This window comes from Leptospira brenneri (genome assembly GCF_002812125.1).
GTDB classification, from domain to species: domain Bacteria; phylum Spirochaetota; class Leptospiria; order Leptospirales; family Leptospiraceae; genus Leptospira_A; species Leptospira_A brenneri.
Window position 1 is genome coordinate 1 of the sequence record NZ_NPDQ01000009.1, and the last position, 16,251, is coordinate 16,251.

At 37.1% G+C, this 16,251-nt stretch carries 10 protein-coding genes and 1 pseudogene; 2 read left to right on the plus strand and 9 right to left on the minus strand.

The genetic code is table 11. From position 1 onward, the window contains the following. Positions 1–516: 516 nt before the first annotated feature. Complete coding sequence (locus tag CH361_RS16895) at positions 517–2,625, plus strand: ATP-binding protein (RefSeq protein WP_244279938.1); 2,109 nt, start codon at positions 517–519, stop codon at positions 2,623–2,625. Positions 2,626–2,678: 53 nt separating this feature from the next. Here CH361_RS16895 and CH361_RS16900 read toward each other — a convergent pair whose 3' ends face one another. The 3 genes from CH361_RS16900 to CH361_RS16910 form a co-directional block, all read right to left on the minus strand. Then, the gene (locus tag CH361_RS16900) at positions 2,679–4,361 is read right to left on the minus strand and encodes a sensor histidine kinase (RefSeq protein WP_100792006.1); all 1,683 of its coding nucleotides are present in this window, start codon (positions 4,359–4,361) and stop codon (positions 2,679–2,681) included. A 71-nt stretch (positions 4,362–4,432) separates the two neighbouring features. Further along, complete coding sequence (gene trpC / locus CH361_RS16905) at positions 4,433–5,191, minus strand: indole-3-glycerol phosphate synthase TrpC (protein WP_100792007.1); 759 nt, start codon at positions 5,189–5,191, stop codon at positions 4,433–4,435. Between the two features lie 10 nt (positions 5,192–5,201). Further along, positions 5,202–5,534, minus strand: a complete 333-nt coding sequence (locus CH361_RS16910; RefSeq protein WP_002971981.1) for an STAS domain-containing protein — start codon at positions 5,532–5,534, stop codon at positions 5,202–5,204. 60 nt (positions 5,535–5,594) lie between these two features. Between CH361_RS16910 and murD the strand changes: the two genes are divergently transcribed. Further along, positions 5,595–6,989 (plus strand): UDP-N-acetylmuramoyl-L-alanine--D-glutamate ligase, encoded by a 1,395-nt coding sequence (murD, locus tag CH361_RS16915; RefSeq protein WP_100792008.1) that lies wholly within the window; start codon positions 5,595–5,597, stop codon positions 6,987–6,989. Positions 6,990–7,024: 35 nt separating this feature from the next. Here murD and CH361_RS16920 read toward each other — a convergent pair whose 3' ends face one another. From CH361_RS16920 to CH361_RS16945, 6 genes and pseudogenes are all read right to left on the minus strand, one after another. Next, a complete protein-coding gene (locus tag CH361_RS16920; protein ID WP_100792009.1) occupies positions 7,025–9,004 on the minus strand; it encodes an HD family phosphohydrolase in 1,980 nt (659 codons plus the stop codon). A gap of 52 nt (positions 9,005–9,056) precedes the next feature. Then, the gene (locus CH361_RS16925) at positions 9,057–10,052 is read right to left on the minus strand and encodes a hypothetical protein (RefSeq protein WP_100792010.1); all 996 of its coding nucleotides are present in this window, start codon (positions 10,050–10,052) and stop codon (positions 9,057–9,059) included. Further along, positions 10,049–12,394, minus strand: coding sequence for a tetratricopeptide repeat protein (locus CH361_RS16930; RefSeq protein WP_208861464.1), 2,346 nt, complete (start codon positions 12,392–12,394; stop codon positions 10,049–10,051). Before CH361_RS16930 ends, CH361_RS16925 begins: the two co-directional genes overlap by 4 nt. A 97-nt stretch (positions 12,395–12,491) precedes the next feature. Next, positions 12,492–13,886: a flagellar hook protein FlgE gene (gene flgE / locus CH361_RS16935; protein WP_100792012.1), complete on the minus strand. Its 1,395-nt coding sequence runs from the start codon at positions 13,884–13,886 to the stop codon at positions 12,492–12,494. 68 nt (positions 13,887–13,954) lie between these two features. Next, a pseudogene (locus CH361_RS16940) lies at positions 13,955–14,497 on the minus strand (flagellar hook capping FlgD N-terminal domain-containing protein); the annotation flags it as partial. A 45-nt stretch (positions 14,498–14,542) separates the two neighbouring features. Further along, positions 14,543–16,183: a flagellar hook-length control protein FliK gene (locus CH361_RS16945; RefSeq protein WP_100792014.1), complete on the minus strand. Its 1,641-nt coding sequence runs from the start codon at positions 16,181–16,183 to the stop codon at positions 14,543–14,545. Positions 16,184–16,251: the final 68 nt, after the last annotated feature.

Below are 16,251 nucleotides of genomic sequence, written 5' to 3' on the forward strand. Positions count from 1 at the left end.
CCTCTTCCAATCGCCGTTTGTCCATATTCCAGAATGTACACCACAAGTCAAACCTCTTTTATAAAAATTGTCCCAGTTTTAAGAAACAATTCACCTTTTTTTTATGAGGAAAGATCGAACTTTCGGCATGGAAAAAGATTTAAAATGCAAACCAAATCTATGGATTCACAAAGATATCAGACAAAGATCACATATAGAGAAACAAAAAACGAACTTTGTTTCCGACCAATTCTCGGCAGCAAAATAAACTTAACACAAGTTATTCTCTCATCCGCCTTTTAGAATCCAACCAAACAAAGATAACCTTTCTCTTTTATCAAAAAAGAATAGGAAAATAAAACTTGACCAACCGAAAATCTGGTTTCTTTAGATGAACCTTACGAAAAGACCAAATTACCAATCGGGCAAAGGAATCTTATGAATGTTATTTCTAAAACAATATTCCTCTTTTGTCTTTATTTCTTTTGTTCTTGTTTCTGGAATCCAAACGGAAACTCAAAGTTAGAGAATGGAATTTTGAATCTAGAAAACCACTCTTTCCAAGAAGAAGGTATTCTTCCTTTAGAAGGCGAATGGAAATTCACACCTAACAAATTCACGCTGAGCGAGACACAAGATACCATCCTTGTATCCATTCCAGACTCCCCCAACTGGAACTCGTATAACAGAAGGGAAGACGGTAAAAAAGGATTTGGGATTGGAAGTTATCATTTAACGATAAACCTTCCCAAAGAAAAAATTCCTTTGGCTCTTGATTTTGATGTTATTTTTTCTGATTGCGAAGTTTTCCAAGACCAAACCAAAATCGGCTCTCTTGGATCTGTTGGAAATGCCAATGAAAGTATTGATATCAAACCCCAACTGATCTATTTATTACCTTCCGACAAAAACCAAATCCAAATCACTGTGTTTGTAAAAAATCGTTTTTATAGATCTGGAGGAATTCGAATTCCGCCAAGTCTCGGAATCCAGAAATCACTCAAAACCTCTCGCGAAAAAGACATTCTAAAAGAATCGATTGTGATCGGTGGATTATTTTTTTTGGGTTTCTACCAATTAGGAATGCACTATACTAGAAAAAAGATCATAGGTTCCCTTTACTTCTTTTTCTTTTGTTTGATCATGTCTTTTCAAATCCTTACAACTGGACAGAAAACTTTATTTCTCTTTTTTGAATCCAATCCAAGCGAACTTGTTTATAGGATCGATTTTTTTACCCAATATGCTAGCGTTATATTAGGAATTCACTATATCCACTCTTTAACAAAAGAATACCTCTCCAAACAAATTATATACATTTCATCTGGTATATTAATCATACCAACAATCATTACAATTTTTGGTTCGGTTTATTTGATTAGTTCATTACACTTGTATGTGTTATGTGTAATTATCCCTATTTTGACAGTTGCAATCTATTTAATTTTTCGGTATATTAGAGACAAACGTTCCGGGTTTATCTATCTGGGTTTATCAATCCTTCTTTTAGTTGGGTTTGCAAGCCACGACATAACCATATCACTACTTGGTAGGACAAAACCATTATTACTCAATTACGGAATGTTACTCTTCGTTTTCTTTCAGTCTATTTTTTTATCCAAACATATTTCTGGTGAAATTGTTTCTGCCGAATTAAAATTCAAAAACGCATCACAACAATTAATTCACTCTGAAAAACTATCCTCTTTGGGGGTCATGGTCGCAAGTGTGGCTCATGAAATTAACTCACCACTCAGTGCAGTGATTATGACTAGCGATTCTATCAGAGACAGCATCTCTACCTTTTTTAAAGAGTTACCATACTATGAGCCAATTCCCAAAGATTGTTATCCTATTTTGGTATCTCTGATTGATTTTTCACTTTCCCAAGTTGAACTTCTTTCCGGGAAAGAATACCGCCTTCAAAAACAAGAAATCAGTCAAACGCTCCAAAACTTAAGAATCGATGAATCGGAAAGAATGGCCGACTTACTCGTGAGTTTGGGTTTAAAAAATATTCCCGACGAATGGGCTTCTGTATTTTCTGAAAAAAGATCGGACTCTCTTCTTGTTTTAGCAGAAAAGGTTGTTAAAATTTTACAAGACACTAACACAATTCAAATTGCTGCAAACCGAGCCATCAAAATTGCCCAAGCACTAAAGAACTTCACTCACTTCGACCCAAAAGAAGAAAAAAGAACCATTCATTTAGCGGACTCAATACAAAACGTAATCGCAGTTTTAGCAGGATACTTTAAACAAGGAATTCAAATCACCACAAACTTCCAACAAATTTCACCTATTTCATGTTATCCGGATGAGTTAAATCAAGTTTGGGCAAATCTAATCCAAAATGCCATCCAATCTATGAATGGAAAAGGCGAACTAAAAATTGAGATCGGACAAACCCAAAAAGACGGTATAATTTATGTTTTTGTTTCCATTCAAGATTCAGGCCCAGGCATTCCCAAAGAAATCCTGGATAAAATTTTTGATCCTTTTTTTACAACAAAACCTGTGGGACAAGGTACGGGACTTGGACTTTACATTTCCAAACAAGTCATAGAAAAACACAACGGAATCATTGAAATCAATTCAAAACCCAAAAATACAAAGTTTACCATTTTTCTACCTTACGAGGAATAAAAGAAATGGAAGTTTTGACTGGCGCGTTTTAGTTACTTTTAATTTCCATAAAATTACCTAGGAGCCGGCAAACGAAAACTAACAACCGTTCCCTTACCTTTTTCACTAGTTGCCCAAATTTCACCACCATGTAATTTAATAAATTCACTACAAAGGATGAGACCAAGTCCAGTCCCCTTTTCACCTTCCAATCCAATACTCGTTACTTGTGCATCAACCCGGAATAATTTCTCTAGATCCGAACTACCCATCCCAATTCCATTATCATGGCACTCCACACGAATCCCGTCTTCATCTTGTTTTACAATGATCTTAATTTCACCGTTTTCATTTGTAAATTTGATTGAGTTGGTAATTAAGTTGCGAAGTACAGCCTGAATCATTTCAGAATCTGCATACACATAAGCCGACTCTTCTGCAATATCCGTAGTGATGCGGATGGATTTTTTTTTGATCAAGGAATCCACTTGGTCAGTGATTTTTGTGACAAGATGGATAAGATTGACTTGTTTGGGCCGAAATGGCATATTTCCTGTTTGGGTTCTTGCCCAATCCAAAAGCTGCTCTAGTAGTCCATAGAGTAAAGATGCGGAATTTTGAATTTCAAAGATAGTGTCTTTTTTTTCTGCATTCGTATGTGAGTCAAAGTCTTCATATAGAATTTCTGTTAGCTGCTTAAAAGCTCCTAGCGGATTTCTTAAATCATGGGCAATGATAGAAAAAAATATATCCTTTGTGTGATTGGACTCACTTAAGAGTTTTTCAGAAGTGTGTAAGGCTTCTATGGCTTTGTTCTTTTCAAAAACTTGTTTTCTCAGTAGTTTCGTTCGGTCAAAAACCTTTTTTTCCAATTCAAAACGATAAGTGATGAGACGTTGGTATTGTAAGGTAATGAACTCAGACAAAATAGAAAACGGAATTAGAAAAGAAATCAGATAAATATAAGAATCAAAAACTCCCTTGTATACAAATGGGCCAACTCCCATCCTTGTCATCAGTATACTGGATAGGTATAAAAGAAATACACCTAAGGTAACACCGCGGACCTGGAACCGATAACCTAAATAAATCAGAATTAAAAAAGATAAAAAGAAAAGATAAGGGAAGTGATAAACAATCACTGCCTGCACGAGAATAAAAGCTGTTGTCCATAAAATCAGTTTACTAGACAGATCCTCAAGTCGAAATTTCCTCCAAGCCATAAAGAATGGTACGGTGATAAAAATTCCAATTGTATCTCCAAAAATGATAACGAGTAAGGTTCTAACAATTTCAGAAAAATTTAATTTATAAAAATACCCGAAATAATAGAGAACTCCTCCCAAACATAAAATGGAAATTGCACTCGATAAAAAAGATACATAAGCAACGAAATAAAAATTATCTTTCGCGGAATTCAGGTTCTTACGAATTTTTTTCTGCCAAAAGGTATAAGCCAATGTTGATTGAAATGTATCTACCCCAGCGGTAAGACAAATACTAAGATACAAATCAAACTGGCTCAAACCATGTTGGCTACTGATGAGCCCATCCTGATTCGCAAGGAAACTGGCAAGCCAAACGACAGGTAAAAAACGATATCCAAAAAATAAACAACCAATAAGACCAATTCCAGAAGGGATCCAGAGGACGGCCAAGTTCATAGGTTGGAAAGAGAAAAATTCCATTCCCAATTTGGCAGTTCCAATATAGAGTAGAAATAAAATGAATCCCTTTAGGAATTGCTTCCAGTTCATGCGGATAGAATAAACGAAGGACAATTGGAGAAAAGCGAAATTATCCTTAGAATTTACCTGAAAATCGGAGATTAATTTCCAGAGAGAAGAGACTGAAAATCTTTTTTTATGTCCTTACTTTTCATAAAGTAAGTGCCAATTAACATAGAATCAACGATCCCTTTGTATTTTTGCCAATCATCATAACTTTTGATTCCAGATTCAGCAACACGAATGATGGAATCATCTAGTTCAGGAGCAATGTCCTCAATTAGGTTTTGATGAATTTCAAATGTATCCAGATCTCTAGTGTTGATACCGATAGTAGTGGCTCCAGCATCAAGGGCTGTTTTTACTTCTTCACGATTATGTGTTTCCACAAGAATCGAAAGTCCTAAGTTTTTTGCATGTTGCAGTAAGGAAGTTAAGTCACGGGGAGAAAGGATTCTTACAATGAGTAAAATGGCAGAAGCACCATAAGAATAGGCTTCATCAATTTGAACAGGATCTATGATAAAGTCTTTTCGAATCACAGGAATAGATACGGACTCCGCGACTGATTTGAGATCATTTAAAGATCCAAAAAAATACTGTGAATCAGTGAGGACAGAGATCGCCCCTGCTCCTGCAGATTCGTAAATGGATGCAATTTCAACAGGGTGGTAATCAGGGCGAAGGATTCCAGAACTAGGGCTTCCTTTTTTGCATTCCGCAATGACTGAAATGGAATTTGTTTTGAGTCTTGGCTCCCAAGGCCTTATGGGAATGACACGAGGAGGAAGAGTCTTCCCCCTGGACAAACGAACTTCTTCGTGTTTGGTCTCTACAATCTTATGTAAAATAGGGTTCACGGATTTATGCTTAAAACGCTTTTAGCGCAGCATCTTCCGAGTCATAAATATCAAAAAGAGAAGTAAGTTCAATAACATCAAAGATACGTTTGACAGCAGGTTTGATGTTCGAAATTTTCAAAGATCCCTCTTTGGAATTGAGCTTGCGAAGTGTGGAAATACAAGCTCTGAATCCAGAAGATGACATGTATTCAACATCCTTCATGTTTAAAAGAACTTTTCTATGACCAGCGTTATCGATGAGTTCCATGAGGCCCTCTTCCACTTCATTTGCCACAGAAACGTCCAATCGACCTTCCAGATAAACGACTAGTTTTCCGTCTTTCACTTCGTGTTTTAGCACCGATTTACCCAACCTGATATGATTTTACAAAATCAACGTAATTTAACGGAGTGTCAATCAATGTTTTCTGAATCCATTCCGACAGCTTCTGACCTAGACAGGTTCCAAAATTTCCTCATTTTAGGAGGAGGTTCCTCTGGAGATTCCTCTGCCAAATTATTAAACTCTCTAGGCAAACGGTGTTTGCTTGCAGACAAATTTCCCGACCGCGCCAACAAAGAAATATACACTTCTGTTTTGTCAGACAATTACCCACAGGAAGTTCTGGTAGGAATTGATTGTATCATCAAAAGCCCAGGCATCCTACCTGACCATCCCATCTTGGAAGAAGCCAAAACAAAAGAGATTCCTATTTTGAGTGAAATTTCTTTGGCTCGAATTTTTTTCAAAGGCCGGGTTATTGGAATTACTGGTACGGATGGAAAATCAACCACAACGGCACTTACCTATCACATTCTAAAATCAAAATTTCCAAATTCAAAAATGGGAGGAAATATTGGAATTCCCTTTACCTCTTTTTGTTTAGAGCCCTTGGATTTAGTAGTTTTAGAACTTTCTAGTTACCAACTAGATGATTCACCTAATCTACATTTAACGGCATCAGCAATTTTAAATTTGGCATCTGACCATTTGGAAAGACATCAAACAATGAGATCTTATGCAGAAGCAAAATGGAAAATACAAAACTTAAAAGATCCCAAACATAACTTGTTTGTGAATCCGAACTTTTTCCAATTTTTTCCAGAAGAAAAACAAAAAAATACAAACTTACACTTAATAGGTGAAGGAACAAAATATTTTGTAAGTTTGGATCCTAACCAAATTCATACACCTAACCATGTCTATGACGCTTCCCAGTTTCCTCTAAAAGGAAAACACAACCTGATGAATTTATGTTTTGCCATCGCCCTTAGTGAATCCATGGGAATGGAAAAAAAAGAAATTCAAAAACAATTTGAATCTTTTTATGGGCTTCCGCACCGGTTTCGAAAAATAGAAAACTCAGAGTTTCAAAACCAATACAAAGAAATTCATTTTATCAATGATTCAAAATCCACGAATCTTCATTCAATGCTTTCCGGAATTTCAGGATTTAAAAAAGGAGATGGACTTTTTTTAATTTTAGGAGGAATTCCTAAGTCAGAATCCATAACTCCATTTTTAAATCGATGGAAAGAATTAGAGTCTCCCATTTGGGTTTATGGTAAGGCTGCGGAAGTTTGGAAATCAGAATTTGATAAGACCGGACTTCCCGTTTTGTATTTTCCAGACCTGCCCTCACTCATCACAAACATTAAGAAGGCAATTGATTCTAAAATAGAATCAGAGGGGGATGATAAATCACAAACCCTGTCAGTGATTTTCTCACCAGCAGGTGCTAGTTTTGATTTGTATAAAAATTTTGAAGAACGAGGAAACCATTTCGAAAGTCTAGTAAAAGAAAACTTTACTTAAACATCAGGGACAAAACCAGAACTTTGCATTCTGGTTTATCTTTTATGTAAGATTTTTTCGTAAGCCTTACTCCCGATAAAAATATCGAGAAGGTCCCCATCGATGTGTTGGTCTCGGACTTCCATTTTTAATATATCAAAGGCACGTTCCAAAGGCACTGCCTTTTTATAAGGACGGTCTTGGTCTGTGAGGGCATCAAAGATATCAGCAATGGCCATCATCTTAGCTTGCACCGGAATTTCGACCGCAGAGAGTCCTCGCGGATAACCAGAACCGTTTAGTTTTTCATGGTGACCATGGGCAATGGCAGGAACCATTTTGAGTTCCCGGGTCCAAGGGATCTTGGATAAAAATTGAAAGGTATGTTCTACATGGGATTCAATTTCCCTTCTTTCATCAAAGTCCAAAGACCCGCGACGAATGGATAAAAAATTAAACTCTCTAGGCATAAGGAGATTCAAGTGGTTTCCATCGGTTGTATGGTAACTCATTTTAGAAATCTCTTCTAAAAAGTGAGAATTTCCTTCTTCTAAAATAGAGGGTTCATTTGATTCAGAAATCACTCGCACCATCTCTTCTAGTTTTTCTTTTTCTAAACTATATTCGAGTTGAATGGATTTCTCAAACTCCAAATAACCATTGTTACCATGTTTTTTTAAGTATTCTATTTTCTTTTGAGATAAGTTTGCTTCTACATCTTTTAAGATGAATTGAAAACGCCAACGAATTAAATCTAGTTCATAGTCTTCTAATTTCTTAGCTTTGACTAAAACCTTTTCCCTGACCCCAACCTTTCCAAAGTCATGGAGAAGAGAGGCGTAACGGATTTCTTTTACTTGTGATTCATTAAAATGAACATCTTTAAACCTACCCGCTTGGATTCCATTCACAGACTCAGCAAGTCCCACAGTGTACTGTGCCACCCGAAAGGAGTGACCCGAAGTAGTGGGATCCCTAGATTCAATGGCCGATACACTGGCAGTGACAAAACCTTCAAAAAGGGTTTCAATGTCATGAACCAAATTATTATTTTGGATGGCCACTGCCGCTTGTCCAGCCACAGCCATCACCAATTCTTCCGAATATTTATCATATTCTAAAATAGAATTGGTTTTCATTTCTTCCAAGGTTAGTTTGATTTGGAAATTTTTCTTTCGATTGATAAGTTGGATGACACCCACAACTTCGTCATGGTGATCCTTCATAGGAACCACAAGCATTGACTTTGAATAATAATTACTCATTTTATCAAAATCACTGTTGAATTTGTATTCCTCTTTACCGGACAATTCGTACACATTTGGAATATTGAGTTGTTTTCCAGTAAAAGCAACGTAACCAGCAATACTCTTTTTGTTAATCGGGAGAATGAATTCATCTGAATTCAGATCCAATGCGGAAATTTTAAAACGTAAATTACGAGGATTTCCTCTTTCGTCTTTTTCCACCAAATACAAGGAACCAGAATCTGAATTAGAAATTTCACGAGCAGAGTTCAGAATGTCTCGAAGTAATTTTGTGAAATCTTTTTCGTTGGCAAGGCTAATCCCGATCCTTGTAAGCTTTGAAATTTCATTGGTGGAGACATTGATTCGTTTTTGGAGTTCGAATTTATCCACAACCATCTGCAGGCTCGTAAACGCATTCGCAAGAGCTTTGACTAAAAAAACGAGAGGGGCATCATCCGGAACATTGGTGAAAAACAAATCTTCTTCAATGCTAAGTGCAATGTAACCAGTATAATCAATAGGTGCACGAACAATAAAGTTCGACATGATGGTTGGATGATTCTTTAAAAATTGATGGATCTCTTGGTGTTTATTTTCTAATTCATACCGAGAGATATAGAACAATACCTTGGCGATGCGTCCATGGGAATCCGTCTCAATCTGATCAAGTTCAGATAAAGTCAAAACCTTAGCTTTGATTTTTTTGGAATAATCGGCAACTTTGCCTTCAAAAAAAGGATCGTCTGTGATGATGAATTGCGAATCCGAAGATTTGGTCACAGGCATACTATCGACATGAAAAAATCGACTGTCGATTGTTTTTTTTGGAAAATAAATCTTACTTTTGTTTGATTAAGAGGATGATCCCAAAACTGAGCGAAGCGACCAAATAAAAACTCAAAAAATAGAGAACTTGGACTCCTAACAATACATAGGGTGAATGCACCCATCCGCTTGGTTCCAAGAGTAAAAAAGGAAGGAAAATTCCCAAAATTGAGGGGTACAGAAAGGAAACCACTCCCCGAATCCCAGATTCAGACCATGCCAGTCTGGATAAATAGGAATATAGTAACCTCCCAAAAATTCCAGAGAGCATGGCCAAAGGCAGAACCACCACAATTTCTGCTCCTAAAGAACTAGAAAACGCAAAACCACCAATCCAAATTCCAATCTCCGAGCTAAAAGGAACAATTTCTTTTTTGAACTTTGAAACGATCAAAAATCCAACAAAAGAAGAAATCCCATACATAAGGATTGCAGATACTTGATTGTAAAAATGGACATCCTCTTTCCATGGAGATAAAACAAGAAAGGCTGCTGGAAAAAAACTCAAATAAACAAAACGGGAACTATCTTCACCTAACGATAGGTTTCTTTTGTCTTCACCGGTCCAAAACATTTCCCTTGTCCAAAGAAAAGCCCCAAGAGCAATTGCAAAAGGTAAAATCAAAGTATTATCTTGGACGAGTATTGTATTTTGAAAGAAATGAATTCCATACAATACAGAAACCCAAAAAGAATACAAAAAGACCGAAACAAAGATCCGAAAGAAAGGTTTTAAATTGAATATCCTCTCTTCCAAAGAGGAATAAGAAAGAAAAAGGATAAGATTACTTTTGGTGATATAAGCAAATATAGAATCAGTATTCCAAAGGTCTGACCGAATCCCCCACTTGTTCAAAGACTCTGTAATGATAAAACCAAAAATAGAAATGGTAACCCATCGGAAGATCAAATCACTCCGGTTTCCATCATCAACAATTCTAGATAGAGAATGAAATAAAAAGAATCCGGAAAGGATACAGAAGAGGAATTCTGTTTCTACTAAATTCATGGGTTTAATTCCTCGCTGATAGTATAGGGAAGGATGGAATAAGGAGGTTCCCCATTTCGATCTAAACTTTGAAAGTTATGATGAAATCCTCGAATGGATTGATTGCCAATTAATATAAATTTTTCTTTGCCTGCAGGTTTTAAAAGGATGCTGCGGTTGAAAAAATAAAGAATAGGATTTGTTTTTAATTCTTTCCCAATGTTTTGAAAGTGAGGAAGGATTTTTGTATATGGTTCGTAAATATCGATCGAGTTTGCTGCTCGGACGATAATGGTTTTTCCTTTTAAATTAGGAATGGGGCGATTTCTGAGGATCCAATTTTTAGGTTCGGTATAGATCGTTTGAAACTCACCCACTCCATCGGCAGAAAGAATTCGAATATTCGGAAAAGAATATAACCGATCTTTTAATTCTGGTTTTACTTTTTTCAAGTATAAGTCTACTTCCCCTGGTAACTCCCATAAAACAACTTCCATTCCAGGAAAATGTTTGGCAACTGCCAGAGAAGTCACACCAGGATATTCTGGATGGTTTAAAGCAGGTCCAATATCAAAAAATACAATTTGATTTCCTTTTTCAAACCGTTTTAGATCACCAAACAATGTTTTACGAAGAAATGACATGGGTTTGGAAAGAAAAGCCTTGGCATTTAGTAAATCATCTAAAAATAAATTGGTATCTTCGAGTCTGTTTTCATAGGTCCTTGCACGAATCTCTTCATCTTGTCCATTAAACAAATAACGCCCCGTATACGACCGGATTGTTTTTTCTTCCAACTCTGCAAAAGAATTTTGAACGGGAATTTCCCAAGTATAAGGATAAATTGGTTTACCAATTTCAAAACGATCGTTTGTGGATAAGTCTACAATTTGTCCATAAGGTGATAACCTTGTATATTGTTTGTAATAACTTTCTGTTTGTTCAGGATTATTTCGAAGTTTGGATAGAACGGCTAAATTAAACAAAGCATAACGGTGGTAGGGTTTGTCTTCAATTCCATAAATGGATTTAGCATTCACTAAAGATTCCCAGGTTGATTTAGCAATACTCCACTTGCCTGATTTATAAAGAGAAGCTGCATACAAATTATAAGAATACAAAGCAATGTCATGATTGACAAAACCTTCATCCATAATGATTTTTCTTTGGTCTTGTAACAAAGACAAGCTGGCATCGAAACGACCTAAGTCATAATATACCTTTGCTAAGTTAAAATCTAAATAAATAGACTCTAACCCACTTGGCAAAAGTCCACGAATGGAAGACAATTCATAAGAGGCAAGTTCAGGTTGGACGAGATCGTAAAGAAGAAGGCCATAAAAGTAAGAATTTTCTACAGAACTTGGATCCATAAGTAGACCCAAAGTATCGTAAAGTTTTTTTGCAGAGGTTAAATAATAAACAGCCTCTTCTTTTTTTCCGTCGAGAACTAATGCCTTTCCTAGTAAGGAAATGGTATCTGCATAATCACTATGAAATACTGATTTTAGACTTTCTCTTTCTTTTCTTGCAGCAGAAGCATATTCGATTGTTTTACTAAATTCTTTTTTTGCGAAATAGAACTCAGCAATGTTTTTGGCAACGTAGAACTTCGTGTATGCGGAAAAATTGGAATTTCCACCTACATTTCGCCAAATCTCTTTGAATGACTCATCAGTTCTTTTTTCTAAACTGACAACTAGTTTGAGAAATTGTACATACTCAGAAGGAAACTCAAACGATTTTAAAAGCGAAGTTTTTTCTTCCAGTGATAAATTCGAATCATATTCAGACAGTTTGACAAACTCTGACTCGGAAAGGAATTCATCTTCTGGCGGAAATTTCCATTCGGGTTTTCGCTTCATCAATCGATGCAAACGAATGGTTTCATCCAAAAGATGAGAGAGAGATTGATAAATACTAGAAACTAACTTACCTCGTTCTTCATAAGGAAGATAAACCGGTTTACCCGAATAACTTGCTTTTTGTTCCACCGAACTAAGCTTCGGAGTGAATTCGATTCCTTTTTCTTTCCACTCAAAAGCCCCATATAAAACAAAATTGGATCTATTTTTTTTGGCTAAGGAGAGTGAATCTTCTTTACCGAGATAAACCCCTCCGGTAATTTTTTTGAATTCAAAGTCAATGAGAAGAGAAAGAATTCGAAGGGTTTTGGAATCCGATTCTTTAGTTTGGACTTCCCATTCTCCTAAACTAAAAAAGGAAACAGTTTCTGCTGATTCATAAGTGACAGGCAATGTTTCTTTTTTGATTGCATTACGAATCGAATAGTATAACGGAGCATAGGCGATAAACGCCAAAAGCGAAAAGGTAAGGAGAGTATTTTTTTGAAAGCGAGACAAGTTAGGCAAATTCTAAATAGTTTGGTTTGACCCAGTTTTCTTAGAATTTTGCAGAATTCAAGGAAAAAACGGGGTTTCCCCCGCTCCATCAGAAATCTTATCGTTTGAGACCTAGAACTTCTTGGATCATTTGGTCTGAGGTCACAATGGTTCGGGAGTTGGCCTGAAATCCCCTTTGTGTCACGATCATATCCGTAAACTGGTCAGAAAGATCCACGTTTGACATTTCAAGAAGTCCTGCATTGATCTTTCCACGGCCTTGGCTTCCCGCTTCTCCAATGTTGGCATCCCCTGAGTTCAGAGAGTAACTATACATCGTGTCCCCTTCTTTGTTGAGACCAGCAGGGTTTGTAAAGTTGGCAAGAGCGATCCTTGCGAGTGGTTGGCGCACCCCATTGGAAAATACTCCCGTCACAGTTCCTGTGTTGTCGATGGAGAAAGATTCCATATAACCCATAGGGTATCCGTCTTGTTTCACTGCTTTGGTTGTAAAATCAGAAGAGAACTGAGTGATCCCTCCCACAAGGCCGGCTTCTCCTAAATTCAAACTGAATTTTTGGGCGGTTGGGTTTCCTGGAATTCGGAAAGAAATATCGGCTTTGAGTTTTCCCGTGGTTTGAGAATCCACTCCATCAGAAACAGAAATGATTTTTCCGTCTGGAGTAAAGGAGACTTCTAACTCTTGGTTTCCGGAAACTTTTGTGTTTTCCCCACCTGTTCCGCTGACATCCACAGAAACTTGACTTGCGTCTTCCAATTTAAAACGCATCTTCCATACGTTTTCTCTCATTTTGTAAAACTCAACACCCATTTGGCGAGTGTTCCCAAGTTCATCATAAACATTAATGGATGTTACGTGACCTCTTCTTTGGCGAGGATCTGGATCATTGATATAACGTTGGATGTCTTCTTCTGTTGCGTCCGCGGGAACTGCTGCAACACTAGAATTGAGGTTGGATTGAAAATCTACGTTCTGAGTGGCACGAGCTGGTTCTTTGGAGTAAAGAGGAATCATGATGTCTTCCAAAGATCCTGCGGAGTTGATGTATTTATTTCCTGTTTCATCCAAACGAGAGTTCCAACCTTGTACTTTTAAACCGTTGGCTGGATTTACATAAAATCCATTTTTATCTACGTTGAAAGCACCGGCGCGAGTATAAAACTGTTTGTCACCATCTTTCACAATAAAGAAACCTTCACCCGACACAGCAACATCGGTGTTCTTTCCTGTTGTTTGTAAGGCACCTTGCGTCATGATTTTATCGATAGCAGCGATGAGAGAACCAAGACCCACTTGTTTCGGGTTTGTTCCCCCGATCCTTTCATTTGGTTCAGAAGCACCTTGTAACTCTTGCGAGATCATATCTTGGAAAGTAACTCGCTCCGTTTTAAAACCGTGTGTGTTCACGTTGGAGATGTTGTTACCTATAACATCCATTCTTACTTGGTGGTTTTTCAATCCGGAAACTCCGGAGTAAAGTGATCTCATCATAACGTTATATCCTCTCTTTTTTTATCGACCTTTTTGAATTAATCCTGATAAGCTTCTTGTTTTTTTAATGTATTATTCGGAATGTTCGGTGCGTTCTGGGGACGTTGGAATTCTGGCTCTGGTTTGAGAAGAGATGGATCAGAAATCAAATTGATTTTTGCTACATCAAGCATTCTTCCATTCACACGAACGTAAGTTTTCCCTTCGTTATCAAAAAGAATAGCACCCGCAAGCCCCGTCACATCCTCTCCCGTCACAAGGTCTGGCCCAGAAACAATTTTACCAACGACCGAATAACTTTGTTTAGATTCCATTCTGGCAATCCCAGAAGAAATATTTTTCATCTGTTCGAGTGATGAAAACTGTGCCATTTGTGCGATGAAGTCTTTATCTTGCACCGGGTTTGTTGGATCTTGGTGAGAAAGTTGAGTAAGAAGGAGTTTTAAAAAATCATCTTTCCCGAGCTCCTTTTGTTTCTCACGAATTTCAATTCCTTTAAGCCCACTTGTTTCTTCTTTTTCAAGTTGGTCCAAATGTTTACGAATATTGAAAGTGCGATCCCCTTCAAAGTATTTGGTTCTTGCTGAATTTTGTGTTGAGATGTCTTGCATTCCGTCTGGCATGGGATCCTCTATTTTTCTATATTTCCTAATGATTTATGCAAAAAATTCCAAAGCTTTGGTTTCCGCAAACTCAGGGGAACCAAGTGAGTCAGAAGACTCTTCGAGTCCGAGAGTGTTTTCTGCATTACGAAACCGAGCGGCTTCTACCATAGTTTGGTAGAGTTCATTTTGTTCTTTTCTATCAGTAAGTCCACTTCCATCATCCCATAAATCAATGATGAGAGCTTGTAAATCAAGACCTGATTCTTTTAAGTTTTCTTTGATGGTTTGGATTTCGTTTTGAAGAGATTTTTGCAATTCTTCTGATTCCACAAGGATACGCCCTTCGACTTTTTCGCCGTCCACAGTGACTTTTAAGGTAAGTCTTCCGTATTCTTTAGGATTCATTACGATCTCGGCACTAGACTTTCCATTTTGTACGATATCAAACCTTGCTTGTTTGATGAGTTCGTCTAAGTTTTGTTTGAGATTCGGTTCTTTTGGTTTTGCCGTTTTTTCTGACGAACGAATGTCCTCAGCCTTTTGTATGGATTTGGATTCTAAAGAAGTTAGAGTGAATCCTTGCTTCAAACTTCTTTCCTCAGAAGGACGACCGCCATCTTCTCCTGATTTTGAGGAACCGGAATTTTGAATGGTAGGAATAAAAGCAGCCTCAGTCTGTTTTTGTTTTTCAGCAGGAGTTTGCACTTTCAAATCTTGTTTTTGAAATTCTTTGTCTTTAATTCCAAGAGATCGAATCATTTTATCAGAATTTAAAGTTTGGTTAGATTTTTCTTGTTCAGAAGAAACTTCTGGATTTTCCGATCCATTGTTTGTCTGTTTATTATTTTTTAATTTCCCATCTGTTTTACGAACAGAGTGTTCGAAAGTAAGTTCATTTACTTCTACTTTAATTTCTTTTCCTTTGGCAAATACCAAATCAGAGACCACGGAACCGGAATGGATGTTTTCTTTTTTAGTAGATAAGGAATCTAGTTTTTCGTTTCCTTTTTTATTTTCTAAGGACTTTTTTTCATTCTTAGGAAAAGGAACTAAGTTAGATTCTTTTTCCAAACTCATTTGAGATTTCAGTATGATAGGATCTGTCGATTTTCCAGTTCCCTCTTTCTGAAAAAAACTCATCCCTAATTTTTTAGCTTCATCAATGAATGCGTTTCCTTCTTTCGGAGAATAAGCAGTCGATTTTTCCGCAGACTTTTGTAAGGAAAGTAAAACTGTTTTTTCCTTATTTATGATTTCATTGAGTTGGTTTGCCGAAACCATGGACCGGTCCCAATCCGCATGGGAAGTGGCTAGGCCAATACTATATTCCAATGCCTCACGGTCTAAATCTTCTTCCTCAGTAAGATCTTCTTTTTCTTCTGAAGAAGAGGATTCTTTTGTAATCGATTCGTTTTTTGGGGATTCAGAAGTATCATTCAACTCTTGTTTGGCGAAATCTTCTAATTTTGAAATTTCTGATTGTGAGGAGGACTCCTCTTTTTCTCGCCCGATGGTTTTGTATTCAGAACCAGTTTGTTTTTTTTCAGATTGCACTTGGAATTCTCGTTCCAAAATCTCCCCAAAACTTTCTCGCACCGCAAAAGCTTGGTTTTCGGAACCAGCAGGTTTGGAAGACTTCCAATCAACTTGCGGGAATTGAATTACGTTTTGGTTTGGGACTTTTACGTTCATAAGGTGCCTTCTCCCTTAAGGATCGAACTTCCCCAGATTTCCTTGAGAGAATTATCTTCTTCCTTTTC